Source organism: Streptomyces sp. NPDC046716, assembly GCF_040645755.1.
Classification (GTDB): Bacteria; Actinomycetota; Actinomycetes; order Streptomycetales; family Streptomycetaceae; genus Streptomyces.
The window spans coordinates 29,010-45,828 of the sequence record NZ_JBEYYU010000022.1; the positions used below are offsets into that span (position 1 = coordinate 29,010).

The 16,819-nt window shown below is 71.7% G+C and carries 14 protein-coding genes; 8 read left to right on the forward strand and 6 right to left on the reverse strand.

Translation table 11 applies throughout. From position 1 onward, the window contains the following. Window positions 1–131 precede the first annotated feature (131 nt). Complete coding sequence (locus ABZ930_RS18315) at window positions 132–1,349, forward strand: chitinase (RefSeq protein ID WP_361548864.1); 1,218 nt, start codon at window positions 132–134, stop codon at window positions 1,347–1,349. A gap of 54 nt (window positions 1,350–1,403) precedes the next feature. Here the strand turns inward: ABZ930_RS18315 and ABZ930_RS18320 are convergent, their stop codons facing one another. Genes ABZ930_RS18320 through ABZ930_RS18330 form a run of 3 tightly spaced genes read right to left on the reverse strand, consistent with a single transcriptional unit; the run spans window position 1,404 to window position 5,722 of the window. Further along, entirely contained in the window at window positions 1,404–2,417 is a 1,014-nt protein-coding gene (locus ABZ930_RS18320; protein WP_361548866.1) for an adenosine deaminase, read from the reverse strand. 26 nt (window positions 2,418–2,443) lie between these two features. Beyond that, window positions 2,444–4,225, reverse strand: coding sequence for an adenine deaminase C-terminal domain-containing protein (locus ABZ930_RS18325; protein WP_361548868.1), 1,782 nt, complete (start codon window positions 4,223–4,225; stop codon window positions 2,444–2,446). Between the two features lie 48 nt (window positions 4,226–4,273). After that, window positions 4,274–5,722: a cytosine permease gene (locus ABZ930_RS18330; protein ID WP_361548870.1), complete on the reverse strand. Its 1,449-nt coding sequence runs from the start codon at window positions 5,720–5,722 to the stop codon at window positions 4,274–4,276. A 210-nt stretch (window positions 5,723–5,932) separates the two neighbouring features. On the opposite strand from ABZ930_RS18330, the gene ABZ930_RS18335 reads away from it, so the two are divergent. The 6 genes from ABZ930_RS18335 (at window position 5,933) to ABZ930_RS18360 (ending at window position 12,416) form a co-directional block, all read left to right on the forward strand. Beyond that, window positions 5,933–6,988 (forward strand): LacI family DNA-binding transcriptional regulator, encoded by a 1,056-nt coding sequence (locus ABZ930_RS18335; protein ID WP_361548872.1) that lies wholly within the window; start codon window positions 5,933–5,935, stop codon window positions 6,986–6,988. 86 nt (window positions 6,989–7,074) lie between these two features. Continuing rightward, entirely contained in the window at window positions 7,075–7,581 is a 507-nt protein-coding gene (locus ABZ930_RS18340; RefSeq protein ID WP_361548874.1) for a MarR family transcriptional regulator, read from the forward strand. Between the two features lie 295 nt (window positions 7,582–7,876). Then, the gene (locus ABZ930_RS18345) at window positions 7,877–9,052 is read left to right on the forward strand and encodes a PP2C family protein-serine/threonine phosphatase (protein WP_361548876.1); all 1,176 of its coding nucleotides are present in this window, start codon (window positions 7,877–7,879) and stop codon (window positions 9,050–9,052) included. Window positions 9,053–9,283: 231 nt separating this feature from the next. Beyond that, window positions 9,284–10,918, forward strand: a complete 1,635-nt coding sequence (locus ABZ930_RS18350) for a PP2C family protein-serine/threonine phosphatase (RefSeq protein WP_361548878.1) — start codon at window positions 9,284–9,286, stop codon at window positions 10,916–10,918. Then, complete coding sequence (locus ABZ930_RS18355) at window positions 10,915–12,018, forward strand: cobalamin-dependent protein (RefSeq protein ID WP_361548880.1); 1,104 nt, start codon at window positions 10,915–10,917, stop codon at window positions 12,016–12,018. Before ABZ930_RS18350 ends, ABZ930_RS18355 begins: the two co-directional genes overlap by 4 nt. After that, on the forward strand, window positions 12,015–12,416 hold the full coding sequence (locus tag ABZ930_RS18360; RefSeq protein ID WP_361548882.1) for an STAS domain-containing protein: 402 nt from the start codon (window positions 12,015–12,017) through the stop codon (window positions 12,414–12,416). The genes ABZ930_RS18355 and ABZ930_RS18360 overlap by 4 nt, the downstream gene beginning before the upstream one ends. Before the next feature lie 10 nt (window positions 12,417–12,426). Here the strand turns inward: ABZ930_RS18360 and ABZ930_RS18365 are convergent, their stop codons facing one another. Then, window positions 12,427–12,690 carry a hypothetical protein gene (locus ABZ930_RS18365; RefSeq protein WP_361548884.1) on the reverse strand — a complete coding sequence of 88 codons (264 nt, stop codon included), beginning with the start codon at window positions 12,688–12,690 and terminating at the stop codon, window positions 12,427–12,429. Window positions 12,691–12,822: 132 nt separating this feature from the next. After that, complete coding sequence (locus ABZ930_RS18370) at window positions 12,823–13,884, reverse strand: cation diffusion facilitator family transporter (RefSeq protein ID WP_361548886.1); 1,062 nt, start codon at window positions 13,882–13,884, stop codon at window positions 12,823–12,825. Window positions 13,885–14,196: 312 nt separating this feature from the next. Between ABZ930_RS18370 and ABZ930_RS18375 the strand changes: the two genes are divergently transcribed. Then, window positions 14,197–15,765: an MFS transporter gene (locus ABZ930_RS18375; protein WP_361548888.1), complete on the forward strand. Its 1,569-nt coding sequence runs from the start codon at window positions 14,197–14,199 to the stop codon at window positions 15,763–15,765. Between the two features lie 63 nt (window positions 15,766–15,828). Here the strand turns inward: ABZ930_RS18375 and ABZ930_RS18380 are convergent, their stop codons facing one another. Next, complete coding sequence (locus ABZ930_RS18380; RefSeq protein WP_361548890.1) at window positions 15,829–16,731, reverse strand: NADP-dependent oxidoreductase; 903 nt, start codon at window positions 16,729–16,731, stop codon at window positions 15,829–15,831. Window positions 16,732–16,819 lie beyond the last annotated feature (88 nt).

Sequence of the window (16,819 nt, forward strand, 5' to 3'; positions counted from 1 at the left end):
AGATCGTATGGTCTAGTCCAAAGCCTTCTCTGGTCCAGTCCAATGCGTTGACGTGCTCCCCTCACCCTCAAGAAGCTGTCCGCACTCGACCCCCATCGAGCGCCTCGATCCCCCCGTGCAGGAGGAACAGAGTGAGACGACTTCGCGCATGTCTGGGCGCTGCCACCGCCGTCACCACCGTCGCGCTGGCCGCGAGCGCGTTGGTGGCGACGAACGCCGAGGGCGCGTCAGCCGCCCTGAGCAACCGCTGGTACGCCGCCGCCCCCTATCTGATGCCGCTGGACAACGACCCGCCGGACGCGGGCGCCATCATGGACGCGAGCGGGCTCAAGGCCTTCCAGCTCGCGTTCATCCTGGCTCCCAGCGGCGGCGGCTGCTCGCCGACGTGGGACGGCACCGCGCCGGTGTCCTCCGACACGGCGGTCAAGGCCAAGATCGACGCGATCCGCGCCAAGGGCGGCGACGTGTCGGTCTCCATCGGCGGTTACAACGGCACGAAGCTCGGCCAGGCCTGCTCCGACGCGGCGTCCACCGCGGCCGCGTACCAGCAGGTCATCACCAAGTACGGGCTGAAGGCCATCGACTTCGACCTGGAGGAGCCGGAGTACGAGAACACGGCGGCCGTGAAGAACGAGATCGGCGCCGCGAAGATCCTCCAGCAGAACAATCCCGGCCTCTACGTCTCCGTGACGACGGCCGGTACGGCGGACGGCACCGGCTGGTTCGGCAAGCAGATGCTGCTCGAGGCGAAGTCGCAGGGCTTCACGCCGAACAACTTCTCCATCATGCCGTTCGACGGCGGGTTCAACGGCGCGGCCTCGCAGACCGCCGCGCTGACCAACTTCAACACGATCCTGCAGTCCACGTTCGGCTGGGACCAGGCCACCGCCTACGCCCACGAGGGCTTCTCCGGCATGAACGGCCGCAGCGACACGGGCGAGATGTTCACCCAGGCCGACTTCCAGACGGTCCTCGACTTCGCGACCGGCCACGGCATGGACCGCTTCACCTTCTGGTCCCTCAACCGCGACCGCCAGTGCACCCCGGCCGACAACGGCGGACGCACCTCAGGCACCTGCTCCAGCGTCGCGCAGAACTCCTGGGACTTCGCGAAGTACTCGGTGAAGTTCGCCGGTGCCACGCCGCCCACGACGACGCCGCCCACCTCGGGCGGCACCACGACACCGCCGGCCACCGGCTGCAAGACGGCGTGGAGTGCGGGCTCCGTGTACACCGCGGGCAACGAGGTGAGCTACAACAGCCACAACTGGAAGGCCAAGTGGTGGACGCAGAACGAGAAGCCGGCCACCGCCGACGGCAATCCCTGGCAGGACGAGGGAACCTGCTGATCCGTTCCTGAACAACCTGGCGGCGTCCCACGGGGGGACGCCGCCAGGTCCGTCTCAGCCCGCCGTCGTGGCGTACGCGGTCAGCTCCGCCAGGAACGCCTCGCGCACGGCGGGCGCCGCCCACGAGATGTCGATGGCGTTGCGCTGCAACCGGAGCAGGTCCTCGTCGGTGAGGGCGGCGGGCTCGCGCAGGGCCGCCAGGTTCTCGGCGACGTAGCCGGGGAAGTAGGCCGGGTCGTCGGAGTTGACCGTGACCTTCACGCCCTGGTCGAGCAGGGCGCGGATCTCGGCGGCCTTCATGCCGTCGGTGACATGGGCGTTGGAGATCGGGCACACCGTCAGGCCGAGGCCGCGGTCCTTGATCGCGGCGATCAGGGCCGGGTCCTCCAGGGCGTTGACGCCGTGGTCGATCCGGTCGACTCCGATCTCCTCGATGACCTGCCGGATGTGCTCGGTGGAGTTCTTCTGGTCGACGTCGCAGTGCATCGTCAGCCGGAAGCCCTCGGCTCGGGCCCGCGCGAACACGTCACGGAACTTCACCGGCGGGTTGCCCGCCTCGTCCGAGTCCAGGCCGACACCGACGATCCACTCCTTGTACGGGAGCGCCTGGACCAGCGTGGCCATCGCGAACTCGGCCTGGAAGTCGCGCAGGAAGCACATCACCAGGCGGCCCTTGAAGCCGGTGGCCCGCTCGGCGTCGTCCAGGGCCCGCGTCAGGCCGCGGATCACGGTGTCGAAGGCGACGCCGCGCGCGGTGTGCGCCTGGGGGTCGAAGAAGATCTCCGCGTAGCGCACGTTCTGCGAGTGCGCCTTGGCCGCGTAGGCCGCCGCGAGGTCGTAGAAGTCCTGCTCGGTACGGAGGACGGTCATGCCCTCGTAGTACACGGCGAGGAAGCCGGGCAGGTCGTCGAAGTCGTACGCGGCGCGCAGCGCGGCCTCGTCGGCGTACGGCAGCTCGATGCCGTTGCGGGCGGCCAGCGCGAACTTCAGCTCCGGCTCCAGGGTGCCCTCGATGTGCAGGTGCAGCTCGGCCTTGGGCAGGCCGGCGACAAAGGCGTCGACAGTCATGTGCGTGAACTCCTCAGTGAGCGGCGTCAGTTGGCGGCGGCGGTGGTGGGCCGGAGAATGTCGACGACGTCCTGGGTGTGGTAATTGACGACACCCAGGTCGGTGACGGCGTACTCGGGGATCGCGGTGATCTCCAGGAAGATCAAGTACCCGAAGGCGGAGGGCAGTTCGCAGCCGAGCGCGCGGGCCGCGGCCTCCAGCCGGTCCTCGGCCTCGGCCATCTTTTCGGGTACGAGGTCGGCGACGATGCCCGCGACCGGCAGCGGCAGGAACTCCTTGATCTCGCCGCCGTCGACGACGATCTGGCCGCCGCCGGCCGCCGAGAGGTGGTTGACGGCGAGGGCCATGTCGGCGCGGTCGGCGCCGACGCAGATGATGTTGTTGTCGTCGGGCGCGGCGGACGAGGCGATCGCGCCGGAGCGCAGCCCGAAGCCGTTGATCATCGCGGTGACCGTGGCGCCGTCGTTCTTGCCGTAGCGCTCGGAGACCGTGACGTAGAGCGCGTCCTGCGCGAGATCGGCGCGGACGGTCCCGTCCTCGACGGGCAGCGTCATCGGCACGCCCTTGCGGACGAACGGCACCGTGCGGTCCATCTCGACGACCAGCACCTCTGCGGCCGCGCCCTCGGCGGCGACACCGATGCCGTCGGCGCTCACGGGCGCGACCCGGAAGGCGGGGGAGAGGGCGGCGGTGCGCTCGGGCGCCTGCGGGGCCTTGACCGTACGACCGCCCTCGGCGACCAGCTCACCGCGCGAGAACACCCGCTCCACGACGAACGACTCGGGCGAGTCGACGATCAGGACGTCCGCGTAGCGGCCCGGCGTGATCGAGCCGACGAGGTGGTCGATGCGGTACATCTCGGCGCAGTTGAGCGTCGCCATCTGGATCGCCTCGACCGGCTTCACGCCCGCCTTGATCGCCATGCGGACCAGCTTGTCGAGGTGGCCCTCGCGCAGGATGTCGGCGACGTGCATGTCGTCGGTGCACAGGCCGACACGGCGCGACTGGGCGCCGAACTCGGTGATCGTGCGCACGTTCTCGTTCATGAAGTGCGCGACCGACGACTCGCGGATCAGCAGCGACATGCCGGCCCGCAGCTTCTCCAGCGCCTCCTCGGCGGTGTAGCTCTCGTGGTCGAGGCGGACACCGGCGGCGGACAGTGCGTTGATCGTGGTCTGCGCGGCCATGGGGGCGCAGCCGAAGATCGGCAGGCGGTTGCGGTGCGCGAGTTCGAGGGCCTGGAGCACCTTCTCGTCGCGGTTGAGGACGAACTCGGCGACGGTCTCCCACACGCCGAAGCAGTCCGCGCCGCCCTGCGCCTCGGCGTGGTCCTCCGGACCGAAGCGGAAGCCGACCGTCGTCTCGGGCAGGGTGTACGGCGTCTTGAACGGCGCACCCCAGAAGATCTTCATCGGCGACGCGTCGGCCTCCCGCAGCGCCTCGCGCACCCCCTCGGGCCCGGCGACCACGAGGAACTGGTCCAGCCCCGAGACGACCGACGTCGTACCGAAGCGGACGGCGGCGTCGGCGAACATCGTCACCGACAGCTTCGAGCACTCCAGGTGCAGGTGGCCGTCGATGAGGCCCGGCGTGAGGTACTTGCCGGTCGCGTCGACGAACTCGGTGTCCGGACCCTCGTACGCGCTGACGTCACCCGTGGCGGCGACGCGGTCGCCGGTGATGGCGACGTCGGCCGGGTAGATCTCGCCGGTGCAGACGTTGACGAGCTGTCCGCCCTTGATGATCCGGTCGGCCTTCACGACGCCCTCGGAGGCGTCGATCAGGGTGCGGAGGCTGGGGTGGTTCATGGGGTTCGCTCCAGAGCGCGTACTGAGAGAAGGAGGGGGAGGGAAGTCTCAGGCGGAGACGGTGAGTTCGGCCTCGGCGCGGACCGTGCGGCGGGCGAGCAGCCAGTAGACGACGCCCGCGACCAGGGCCCCGGCGAAGACGGAGAGGTCCAGGCCGCCGGCCGCGTCGGACAGCGGGCCGACGAACACCGTCGAGTCGACCCAGAGCACGGCCGCGACGAAGCCGAGCAGGACCGCGATCAGACCGGCCGGGCGGACGCCGCCCTTGTGCCAGTAGATGCCGTCGCGGCCGGTCTCGCGGGGGAAGAACGAGGGCACGTCGTACCGTCCGCGGCGCAGCCACCAGTCGGTCAGGTACACCGCGGCCCACGGGCCGAGCCACAGCACGATCAGGCTGAGGAAGTTCGACAGCAGGGTGTAGAAGTCGGCCGAGAAGACCGCCCACAGAGTGATCGCGGTGCACAGCGTCAGGTCGATGAAGACGACCATCCAGCGCTTGATCGGGATGCCGACGGCCAGCAGGTTCAGACCCGAGGAGTACATGTCGGTGGTGTTCACCGCGAGCAGCGAGACGATCGCGAGCAGCAGGTACGGGGTGATGAACCAGCCGGGCAGGATCTCCGGCAGACCGGAGATCGGGTCGGTCGCCTTCGTGGTGGCGGTGGCGACGGCCGCGCCGAGGATCTGCAGCAGGATGTTGGGCACCATGCCGCCGAGCGCGGCGCACGCGAAGACCTTGCGCGGCGCGGAGTCCTCGGGCAGGTAGCGCGAGTAGTCGCTGCCCATGTCGGCCCAGGACAGACCGCCCGACGCGGTGACCATCGCGAGCACCAGCGAGATCGTGACCAGGGACGGTGCGGCGCCGTGCGCCGAGAAGTCCGCCTTGGGCGCGACGAGGATCGCCATCAGCGCGAACATCGCGGCGAAGATCCAGGCGAAGTACTTCTGCACCTTCATGATCAGGTGGTAGCCGGACAGCGGCAGCAGCATCTGCAGCCCCGCCGCGACGGCGATGACCAGGAGCTTCACGGGCGTGCCGGTGGTGATCCCGGCCTGGTCGAGCAGCGCGAGCCCGGCGAGGACGATCAGCACCATGCCGCCGGCCTCGAAGCCGACCAGCATCACCCAGCTCAGCAGCGCGGGCAGCCGTCCGCCGCGCGGGCCGAACGCGGCGCGCGAGACGGAGTGCGTGGAGGTGCCGGTACGCGGGCCCTGGAGGCTCGTCAGTCCGGTGACGGTGAAGCCGAGCACGTTGCCGACGACGATCAGCGCGACCGCGTACCAGAACGACAGGCCGAAGGAGACGACGAGCGCGCCGTACACGACGGTGAACACGGTGGTGTTGGTGCCGGCCCACAGGCCGAACAGGCGGCCGGGACCGCCCTGGCGTTCCGCGGCGGGAACGGCGTCGATGCCGCGCTGCTCGACCGTGAAGACGGACGTCGGCGCGGCGGGCGTGGTGGATCCGGGCGGGGCGGTGGTGGTGGCCTCGGCCATGGGCGGCAGGAGTCCTTTGCGGACCGGCGCCCCGGCCTGGAGGGACGGGACGCGATGTACGGGGAGGGGTCCGCACGGCGGTGTGCGGGGAGCGACGGACGCCCGGGGCAGTCTCCGGTGCGGTCGTCGACGCCGTTGCCTAAACGTTTTGGCAACGGTCCGGAACGTACTGCCTAAACGTTTTGGCAGTCAACCTGTAAGCTCGCCGCCATGTCAGACGTCACACAGCCGAAGCGCGGTGGAACGCCCCGGGGGGCCTCGGCGAAGGGCGGCGGTCTGCGGGAGGTGGCCCGCCGCGCGGGGGTCTCGGTGACCACGGCCTCGCACGCGCTGAACGGGGTGGGCCGGGTCGGCGCCGAGACGCGCGAGCGGGTCCTGGCCGTCGCCACCGAGATCGGCTACCGCGCCAACCCCAACGCCCGGGGACTGCGCGGCGCCCGCACCGGACTGCTCGGGCTGACCCACCGCACCGCCGTCGAGGGCGGCATCACCGACATCGAGTACTTCGTCAAGATCGTGAACGCCGCGACCTGGACGGCGATGGCGCACGACTACTCCCTCGTGCTCGTCCCGCCGTCCCTCGACGGCCGCCCCTTCGACACCCTTCCGCTCGACGGCACGATCGTCATCGACCCGCTCACCGACGACCCGCTGCTGACCCGGCTGTCCGGCATGGGCGTCCCCGTCGTCACGACCGGACGCGACCTGTCCCGCAAGGACGCCTTCCCCTGGGTCGACAACGAGCTGTCCACCTGCGCGACAGCCGCCCTCGACCACCTCGCCGCCACCGGCGCCCGCCGCATCGGCCTGCTGACCGGCTCGACCGGCCAGTCCTACGACGAGGACGCGGCCCGCGCCTACCGCGACTGGTGCGAACGCACCGGTAACCCCGTCCTGATGGACCGCGCCGAGCCCGGCACCGACTCCACGGAGGCCGCGCAGCGGCTGCTGGCCCGCCCGGACCGCCCCGACGCCCTCTACGTGGTGATGGAGAAGTTCGGCTTCGCCACCCTCGCGGTCTGCCGCGAACTCGGGCTGCGCGTGCCCGAGGACGTGCAGATCATGGTGGGCGCCGACGGAGAGTTCGCCCGCAGCGCCCGGCCCGCGCTCACCGCGCTCGACCTGGCCCCCGAGGAGATCGGCAAGCAGGCCGCGGAACTGCTGATCGGCCTCGTCCAGGACCCGGCGCGGGCGGGCGCGGACCCGGGCCACCGACTGGTGCAGGCCACGCTGCTGCCCCGCGACTCGACACGGCGCGTCGGCTGACGCGCGGGCCCGGGTCGCAGGGGCGCGACGGGACGGCGGTAGGCTCGGGGACGGCCGACCTCACTTGCCGACGGGAGGGTGCTGGGATGCCCCAGAGTCTGCCCTTCCGCTCCCCTGAGCACGTGGCGCAGGTGGCATGCGGCGTCTCCGAGCTGCTGGAAGTGCTGTGGGGGCGCGGCCAGGCGGCCGCGCTGGCCGGGCCGCTGCCGCCCTCGCAGTTCCGGGCGCTGACCGTCATCGAGGGCCAGAAGCGGGTCAATCAGCGGACCCTGGGCGCGGCGCTTGGCTCGCGTCCTTCGTCGGTGAGCCGGCTCTGCGACCGGCTGGAAGCGGCCGGCCTGGTCGAGCGGGTGGCCAGTCCGACCAGCCGCCGGGAGGTCGATCTCCGGCTGAGCCGACGCGGTGCGGCCGTGCTCGACGAGTTCCGCGCCTCCCGCGCCCGGGAGCTGGAGGCGGTGCTGCGATCCATGGCGCCGGCCGAGCTGAGCACCCTCGTCGAGGGGCTCGAGCAGTTCCAGGAGGCCGCCGCCGCGCACATCGGTCTGCACGAGACCGGGCCCGACCCCGAAGAGGCGTCCGAAGCCACCGCCTGACGTGCGCGGACGCGCTCGCGGGCGCTCGCCGAAGACCGTCCGCGACCGGTCGGACGGATCGTGCGAGGACGGCCCGCCGGCGAGATAGAATCCTCAAATAGGTGCCGCATGGCAATATTTGTGATCTTTTGACGTCCCGCTCGGCTCACAGGCGCGGTGCTGGGATCGTGGCTGTTGTCGGGCCGGTGACGAACGTGCCGCCAGGAGCGTTCCGGGCCCGCGCGGGAAGCGGCGGTGCCGGGCGCCCCGTTCCCGGTTCTCCCTCGATGGCCGGCCCGCCCCATCGGAGAAGTCTGTGACGAAGTTCCTCACCGCCGAGCGGGCCATCCGCGCCGCCGCCCCGTTCGACCTGCTGGAGACCGTGCGCCGGGCGCTGACCGAGCAGTACGGGGCCATCGGCGTCGACCTGCTGATGGCCGACTACAGCCTGACGCTCCTGCAGCCGGTGACGGAACTGCCGCACACCTCCGAGCCCGTCCCCGTACACGCCAGCCCCGCCGGCCGGGCCTTCGCCAGCCAGGACCCCCACACCCGGGAGGTGCTCGGCGAGGGATCCGTGGACCTCTTCCTGCCGGTCACCGTGCGCGGCGACAGACTCGGCATCCTCGCCGTGCGGGTGCCGGAGGAGAGATGCGGGCCCGAGGAGGTCGACGAGCTGACCGATCTCGCGGAGATCCTCGGGCACGAGATCGTCGTCGCCGACCGCGACACCGACGTCTATCTGCAGGCCCGCAGGGCGAGTCGGCTCACCCTGGCCGCCGAGATGCAGTGGCAGCTGCTGCCCGGACGCTCCTACACACGGACCGAGTACGCGATCGGCGCCCAGCTGGAACCCGCGTACGCCATCCACGGCGACAACTTCGACTGGGCCGCCACCGGCGACACCCTCACCCTCACCGTCACCAACGGCATGGGGGAGGGGATCGAGGCCTCGCTCCTGACCAACCTCGCCGTCAACGCCCTGCGCAACGCCCGGCGGGCCGGCATCGGCATCGCCGACCAGGCGGCCCTCGCCGACCAGGCGCTCTACGCACAGCACCGCGGCGAGCGGTACGTCTCGACGCTGCTGCTCTCCTTCGACCTGGCCACGGACCGGGTGCAGACGGTGGACGCCGGGTCGCCCCAGCTGTGGCGCCAGCGCGACCGGACCGTGGAGCAGGTCCCGTTCGAGGCGCAGCTGCCCCTCGGGATGTTCGAGGAGACCGACTACGTGGTGCAGGAATTCGAGGTCCGCCGCGGTGACCGGCTCCTCTTCGTGAGCGACGGTGTCTACTCGGCGCTGTCCACGACGGGCGAGAAGTACGGCGAGCGCAGGCTCACACGCGCCATCCAGGCCGCGAGCCTGCTGCCGGCGTCGGCCGTGCCGCGGGCGATCCTCCAGGAACTGGCGGGACATGTGAACGCCGACGCGGAGGATGATGCCCTCGTGGTGTGTCTCGACTGGTTCGGGCGCGAAAACCCTTCGGTCTGAGTCGGAATCTGTCCGTTCTCCCGCGAAGCCCGCGTCGGTAGGGGTGTCAGTTGCCTGAGGGACCCTTACCATGCAACTGTTGCCTCATGGAAAGCATGCAGGCGTGCCCTGACCGCGGAGCGGAACAAGTCCGTTGAGGCAGGCGTCGATTGCTCTCCGCGGACCTGCGGCGAAGGGTGGTGTGGGCTCGTCATTCCCGGGCCCTGCGTGATGGTTTCCCCCACGGAACCAATGAACCCGCGAGGCACGGACACGACAACGGGCCGACGGGCCGCCCACCCGACCGTCACGGTGGACGGCGCGGGCCGTGTGCTGTCCTGCGACGATCCGGCCGGCGGTCTCCTCAAGGACCTGCGGGTCGGCGCGCTGCTCGCCGACACCGCCCCCGGCTGGCTCTCGCGTGCCCACACCGAACTGCTGACGGGCGGCGACGAGGCGCAGCCCCAGGTGGCCTGGGGCCGGATCGGCGACGGTACGGTCGAGGCCTTCCCCAGCCGGCGCGCGGACGGCGCCGTGTCCTGGTGGCTGGTCGACGACAGCGCCCTGCGCTCGGCCCACGACCAGCTGGAGAGCGAGCGCGCCCGCTCACGCCTCCTCCAGGAGGTGTCCAGCGAACTCCTGGCGTCGCTGAACGTTGACCGCTGCATGGCGGCGACCGCGTCGCTGGCGGCGGCGCACCTCGCCGACGCGGCGGTCATCGTGGGCGTCGGCAACGGCCGGACCCACCCGGTGACCTGGGCGTGCGGGGATCGCGTGACCCAGGACAACATCGTCATCGACCCCGGCGAGCTGCCCGGCCTGACCGAGGCGCTCCTGGGCTTTCCCCCGGTGCCCTCCCGCTGGATCGACCCCGCGGCCACACCGGCCTGGGCGCAGCCCGAGGGCTTCGCCCGGCCGGTCTCCGAGATCGGCTCGGTCGTCGTGGTCCCGCTGCCCGGACACGGCTTCCCGGCCGGCGCCATCGTCCTGCTGCGCCGCTGCGAGGAAGCCGCCTTCAGCGAGGCCGAGGAAACCTTCGCGCGGCTGTTCGCCGCCCGCGCCGGAGCGGCACTGTCGGCCGCCCGGATATACGCACAGCAGACGCGGATCACCGATGTCCTGATGCGCGAACTGCTGCCGCCGACGCTCCGCAGGACCCAGGGCATCGACTTCTCGGGCCGCTACCGCCCCTCCGCGGCGAGCGAGCGCATCGGCGGCGACTTCTACGACGTGTACCCCGCGGACGATCCGGACGGCGAGGCGTTCGCGGTCCTCGGCGACGTCTGCGGCAAGGGGCTCGAGGCGGCGGTGCTCACCGGCAAGATCCGCAACACCGTCGAGGCCCTGCTGCCGTTCGCCTCGGACCACGCCCGCCTGCTGTCGCTGCTCAACAGCGCCCTGCTCTCCTCCCACCACGCCCGCTTCGCCACGATGGTGCTCGCCTCCGCGGTGCGCGAGCGCGACCGGGTCCGGGTGCGCGTCACGAGCGCCGGGCACCCCGCGCCCCTCGTCGTGCGCGCCGACGGCCGCGTCGAGGAGGCCAGCACGCGCGGCACGCTGGTCGGCGTGCTCCCCGAGATGACGGTCACCGGCGCGACCGTGATCCTGCACCCCGGCGAGACCTGCCTGTTGTACTCCGACGGCATCACCGAGGCGCACGGCGGCCCCCTGGGAGACCGGATGTTCGGCGAGGACCGGCTGCGCGCCGTGCTCGCCGAATGCGCCGGGATGCCCGCGGAGGCGGTCACCGAGCGCGTGCAGATGATCGCCTCGCAATGGGTCGGCGACGGCTCCCACGACGACATGGCGCTCCTGGCCATCACGGCTCCGCGCGCCGCTCATCTCACCGCTGTGGACGGACACACCCGGGGAAGGTTCACGTCATGACATCGCAGAGCGTCGTCACGGACGAGACGCTGTCGCTCGACGTGCTGCGCGAGCAGCTGTGGAGAGCTGTGATCGACTGCGACGACACACACGCCGTGGCACTGACACGATGCGCCGTGGGAGAGCCCGGGCCGGCACGGCTGCCGGCGGCGGCCGAGCGGATCCTGCTCGAACTGATCGCGCCGGTCCAGCGACGCGTCGGGAGGGAATGGGCGGCGAACAGGCTCACGGTCGCCCAGGAACACGCGGCCACCGCCATCAGCGCCCGATGCGTCACCGCCGTCGCCGATCTCGCCGCCCCGGCCCTGACCGCACCGTCCCGCGGCCGGGTGACCGTGGCGTGCGTGGAGGGCGAATGGCACGCCCTGCCCGCCCGCCTGGTCGCCGAGACACTGCGCCTGCGCGGCTGGACCGTCGACCACCTGGGAGCGCACCTCCCCACCGAGCACCTGGTCGCCCACCTCCATCAACGGGTCGCCGACGCGGTGCTGCTGTCCTGCTCGACACCACCCCAACTGCCCGCGGCCCACGCGGCGATCAGCGCCTGCCAGGCCGGCGGAACCCCGGTGCTGGCCGGCGGCGCCGGCTTCGGGCCGCGGGGGCGCCACGCCCTGCGGATGGGCGCCGTCTGGGCCGCCGACGCCGATGCGGCGCACACCCTGCTGGCCGCGGGGCTCGACCGGCCCGGCGCGTCGGCCGCGCGACTCGCGAACCACGATCTGCCCCACCTCGACGACCAGGAATACACCTCGGTGAAGCGGTCGAAGCGGCAACTGGTCAAGCAGACCTTCGTCGACCTCGAGGAGGCCTACCCGCCGATGGCCGCCTACGGCGAGGCCCAGCGGGACCGCACCGCCGAGGACCTCGACCACATCGTCACGTACCTCGCCACGGCCCTCTACGTCGACGACGCCGAGCTGTTCACGTCCTTCGTCGCCTGGACCGCCGGCATCCTCGGCGCCCGCGGCGTCCCGCCCGGCAGCCTGCTGCCCGCCCTCGACTCGCTGCTGCGCCAGCTCACCGAATTCCCGCGCGCCGTGCGGATCCTCGCCACGGCCCGCGGGACCCTGACCGTTCCCCGACCCGGACAGCCCGCATGACCACGTACCCCGCCCTGAGCGTGACCGCCGACGAGCCGCGCGACGGCGTACTGACCCTGCGGGTCGCCGGTGAGCTCGACTACGACACCGACGGCACCTTCACCCGGCTGACGGACGCCGCGCTCTCCGCGCGCCCGGGCGTCGGCACCGTCCTGCTGGACTGTGCCGAGCTGCTCGGCATCGACTCCATGGGACTCTCCGCCCTCCTCACGCTGCACCGCCGGCTCGACCGGGACGGAGTGACCCTCCGGATCACCGGGCGCTCGCCGCGTCTGGACCGGCTGCTGACGGTCACCGGCACCTTCGAGCACCTCGTCGGTGAGGGCGAAGCGAGTGAGGACGAGCGGGAACAGGCCGTCGCCGACGCCGAGGACGCGCCCCGGGGGCCCACCGGCTGACCGGCGGGTCTCAGCCGTGCCGGGCGGCGCCGCTGTCCGTCAGGTCGGCGTACCGCAGCAGCATGCGGGCCAGGTCACGGGCCTCGGCGCTGGTGAGCGACGCCCACACGCCCGGCTCGCCGCCCCGGTCCGCGCCCACGTCCAGGGTGACCCGGCCGATGGGCCGGCCCGCGGGCGCCAACTCGATGCGATGCACGGCGATCCTGCGACCGCACGTCGTCACGACACAGCTGTCCTCGTCGCTCAGCGCCCCGTCGGGTCCTGACCTCGCCATGACTCTCACACTCCTTCGACCCCGAGGGGGTCCTGCCGCCGGTGTTGTCCACGCAACTGATACCTGGCCAGGTATCAGGGACAGCGCTGCGAGCGGCCGCATTGTTCCGCCGGAGTGGGGGAGATGTCGCCGTCAGTGTGCGTGCGGCTCTTCCCGGTGGACCGGACCGTGGGAGTCCGCGCAGTGCGCGTCGGCCCCGCCCGCGCCGGACCGCGCGACCTGGAGGACGGGCTCCGGGGCGTGATCGACCTGAAGGGTGGTGTGCGTGATGCCGTAGTCCTCGCGCAGCAGTTCGCCCAGCGTGCGGCGCACGGCGTGGCAGTCGCCGCCACGCTCGACCAGCACGTGCGCGGACAGGGCCGCCTGCCCGGAGGTGATCTGCCAGACGTGCAGATCGTGCACCTCGACGACCTGCTTCTGCGCGACGAGCCGGTCGCCGAGGGCATCGGGGTCCAGGCCCGCGGGGGCGGCCTCCAGGAAGATGCGCCCGGAGTCCCGCAGCAGCCCGTACCCCGCCTTCACCATCAGGACGACCACCACGAGCGTGGCGATGGCGTCGGCCCGGGCGAAACCGGTGAGGACGACGATCAGGGCGGCCACGGCGGTGCCGATGAACGCGAACAGGTCGTTGAGGATGTGCTGGTAGGCGCCCTCCACATTGAGCGAGGAGCGGTTCGCCCGGGACAGGCACCAGGTCGCCGCCACGTTCACGACGATGCCGGCGAGCGCGGTCGCGAGCATCAGCCCGCCCGCGACCTCCGGCGGCGCGAGGAGCCGGCGCACCGCCTCGTACGCGAGCCAGACCCCGAGGAGGAGCAGGGTCAGCCCGTTGGCCTGCGCGGACAGGATCTCCACGCGCTTGAGTCCGTAGGTGAAGCGGCCCTTCGCCGGGCGGGCCGCCAGCCGCATCGCGATCAGCGCCAGCACGATGGACGCGGCGTCGGTGAGCATGTGCGCCGCGTCCGAGATCAGGGCGAGGGAGCGGGCGACGACGCCGATGACGACCTCGACGGCCATGAAGCCCGTGATCAGCGTCAGCGCGATGGCGAGCCAACGGCGGTCGGCGTCCGCCGAGACACCGTGGGCGTGACCGGCGTGACCGGCGTGACCCGCGTGCCCGCTGTCGCCGTGGTCGTGCTCGTCCCCGGGGCCTTCGGTGGGCCCCGGAGTCGGCCCGTGGTCGTGCCGGCTCATGTGCGCGTCCTCCCCCGTCGATGGATGCCTCTCCGGCAGTCAAACGCATGCCGCGCCCCTCGGCAAAGGCTGCACCGGTGACCGTTGTCATGTCGGATAGGAAGCCGCTGACCTGCACCTCTTCGCAGCCCCGGCCGGGACGGGTGTGATGTTCCTCGCGGAGTCCCTGGGTTTTCGACCTGCATGGAACCGCCGATCAGGGGGCAGGTGGGGTTGCCTGAAGGAGTTTGCCTTCTTGTCCGGAGGCGGCGCGCAGCGGGAGAGCCGGCCCGCGCCCCGTCCGGAGGGAAGCCGGAGGAAGGAAATCCGTCAGTGAGCGCGGAGACGACGCAGGCGGCGAGTGAGGCCGAGTCGGAGTGGAACCCGGAGGCGGTACGCCGTCACCGAGGACTGTTCCGGGTGATCGAGCGACGGCGCAGCCCCAAGCTGCGGCGCAGCGACATCACCGTGACCGAGGAGTCGGCGGTCAAGCGCGCGGTGAAGGCCGCGATGCTCGGCAACGCCATGGAGTGGTTCGACTTCGGCATCTACTCCTACATGGCCGTCACCCTCGGCAAGGTGTTCTTCCCGTCGGGAAACCCGACGGCCCAGACCCTCGCCTCGTTCGGCGCGTTCGCCGCGGCCTTCCTGCTGCGGCCGATCGGCGGATTCGTCTTCGGGCCGCTCGGCGACCGGATCGGCCGCAAGAAGGTCCTGTCGCTGACCATGATCATGATGGCGCTCGGCACCTTCGGTATCGGCCTGGTGCCCTCCTACGCCGCCATCGGCATCTGGGCACCGGTCCTGCTGCTGCTCTTCCGGGTCATCCAGGGCTTCTCGACCGGCGGTGAGTACGGCGGCGCGGCCACCTTCATCGCCGAGTACGCGCCCGACAAGCGCCGCGGCTTCTTCGGCAGCTACCTCGAGTTCGGCACGCTCGCCGGGTACGTCGGCGCGGCCGGTCTCGTCACCGTCCTGACCACCGCCCTGGACGACGGCGCCATGCTCTCCTGGGGCTGGCGCGTACCGTTCCTCGTCGCCGGACCGCTCGGCCTGATCGGCATGTACATGCGGCTCAAGCTGGAGGACACCCCGGCCTTCCAGGAGCTGGAGCGCGAGCAGGAGCGCGGCGCCGAGCGCCCGAAGTTCAAGTTCGGCCCGTTCTTCCGCGACCACTGGCGCGCGCTGCTGCTGTGCATGGTGCTCGTCGCCGCCTACGACATCGCCGACTACGGCCTGCTGTCGTACATGCCGACCTACCTGACCGACGAGCTGAAGTACGGCTCCACCGCCGGACTGGTCGCTCTCGTCGTCGTCATGGTCGTGCTGATGTGCCTGGTGCACCCGCTCGGCGCCCTCTCCGACCGGGTCGGCCGCAAGCCCGTCCTGCTGACCGGCATGCTCGGCTTCGTCGTCCTGACCGTGCCCGCGTTCCTGCTGCTGCGCGCCGGGGGCCACGTGGCGATCTACGCCGGTCTGCTGCTGCTCGGCCTGTGCCTGCTGACGTTCCTCGCGACGATGTCGGCCGTGCTGCCGGCGCTCTTCCCCACGGAGGTGCGCTACTCGGCGCTCGCGATCTCGTTCAACGTCGCCGGCTCCCTCTTCGGCGGCACCACGCCGCTGGTCATGGAGGGCCTGACGAGCGCCACCGGCAACAACCTCATGCCGGCCTTCTACATGATGTTCGCGGCCGTCGTCGGCGCGGTCGCCGTCCTGTTCATGAAGGAGACGGCGCGGCAGCCGCTGGCCGGCTCCCCGCCGTCGGTCTCCACCGCCGAGGAGGCCTCGGAGCTGGTCACCGCCCAGTACCCGCGCGGACCGCTGTCGCACCTCCCGGCCGACCTGCCGGACACCCCGGCCGCACCGGAGACCCCCGGCGCGCGGGAGCCCGCCGCCGTCTGAGCCGTCGGACGACATGGGTGTGCCCGGAGAGACACGTCTCTCCGGGCACACCCATGTCGCGGGTCAGCCGACGAGCAGGACGATCTTTCCGCGCACCCGGCCGCTCTCGCCGGCCCGGTGCGCCTCCGCGATCCCGGCGAGCGGGAAGGTGCTCACGGCGGGCGGCGCGAACCGCCCGGCCTCGATCAGCGGACCGACCTCGGCCAGCGCGTGGACCGCGCGTCCGTCCTCCCCGCGGCTGAACCGCACCCCGTGCTCGCGCGCACCGGCGAAGTCGGCGACGGTCAGGACGTGCTCCGGACCACCTGCGAGCCCGATCAGCTCGGGCAGCACCCCGCTCCCCGCGACATCGAGCGCCAGGTCGACACCGCCGGGCGCCAACTCCCGCACCCGCTCGACCAGCCCCTCGCCGTAGGCCACCGGCTCCGCGCCCAGCGAGCGCAGAAGGGCGTGGTTGGCCGGGCCCGCGGTGCCGATCACCCGGGCCCCGCGCCCCACCGCGAACTGCACCGCCGCGCTGCCCACGCTCCCGGAGGCGCCGTTGACGAGCACCGTGTCCCCGCTCGAGACGCCGAGCCGGTCGAGTGCCCGCATCGCCGTCTCGACGGAGCTGGGGAGCGCGGCGGCCGCCGCGAAGCCGAGCGACGGCGGGACCGGCGCGTAGACCGCCAGGACCGCCAGCTCGGCCTGGGCCGCGCCGTCGGGGCAGAGACCGAAGACCCGGTCGCCGATGCTCACATCCGTGACGCCGTCGCCCACCTCGTCGACGATGCCCGCCGCCTCGTAGCCCAGCGTCTGCGGAAGCTCCTGGTCCATCAGGCCGCGCCGCTTCTTCCAGTCACTGGCGTTGACCCCGGCCGCGCGTACCGCGATCCGCACCCGGCTGGGGCCCGGATGCGGATCGGGCAGGTCGACGATGCCGAGGACGTCGGGTTCCCCGAACTCCTGGAAGCGGGCGGCCTTCATCCTCGGCTCCGATCTCACCGGGGGCCGGACGCGCGGTCGGGCCCGGGGCACTGTTCCTCCGGTCGTTGTCGCGACCGTACGGGACGGA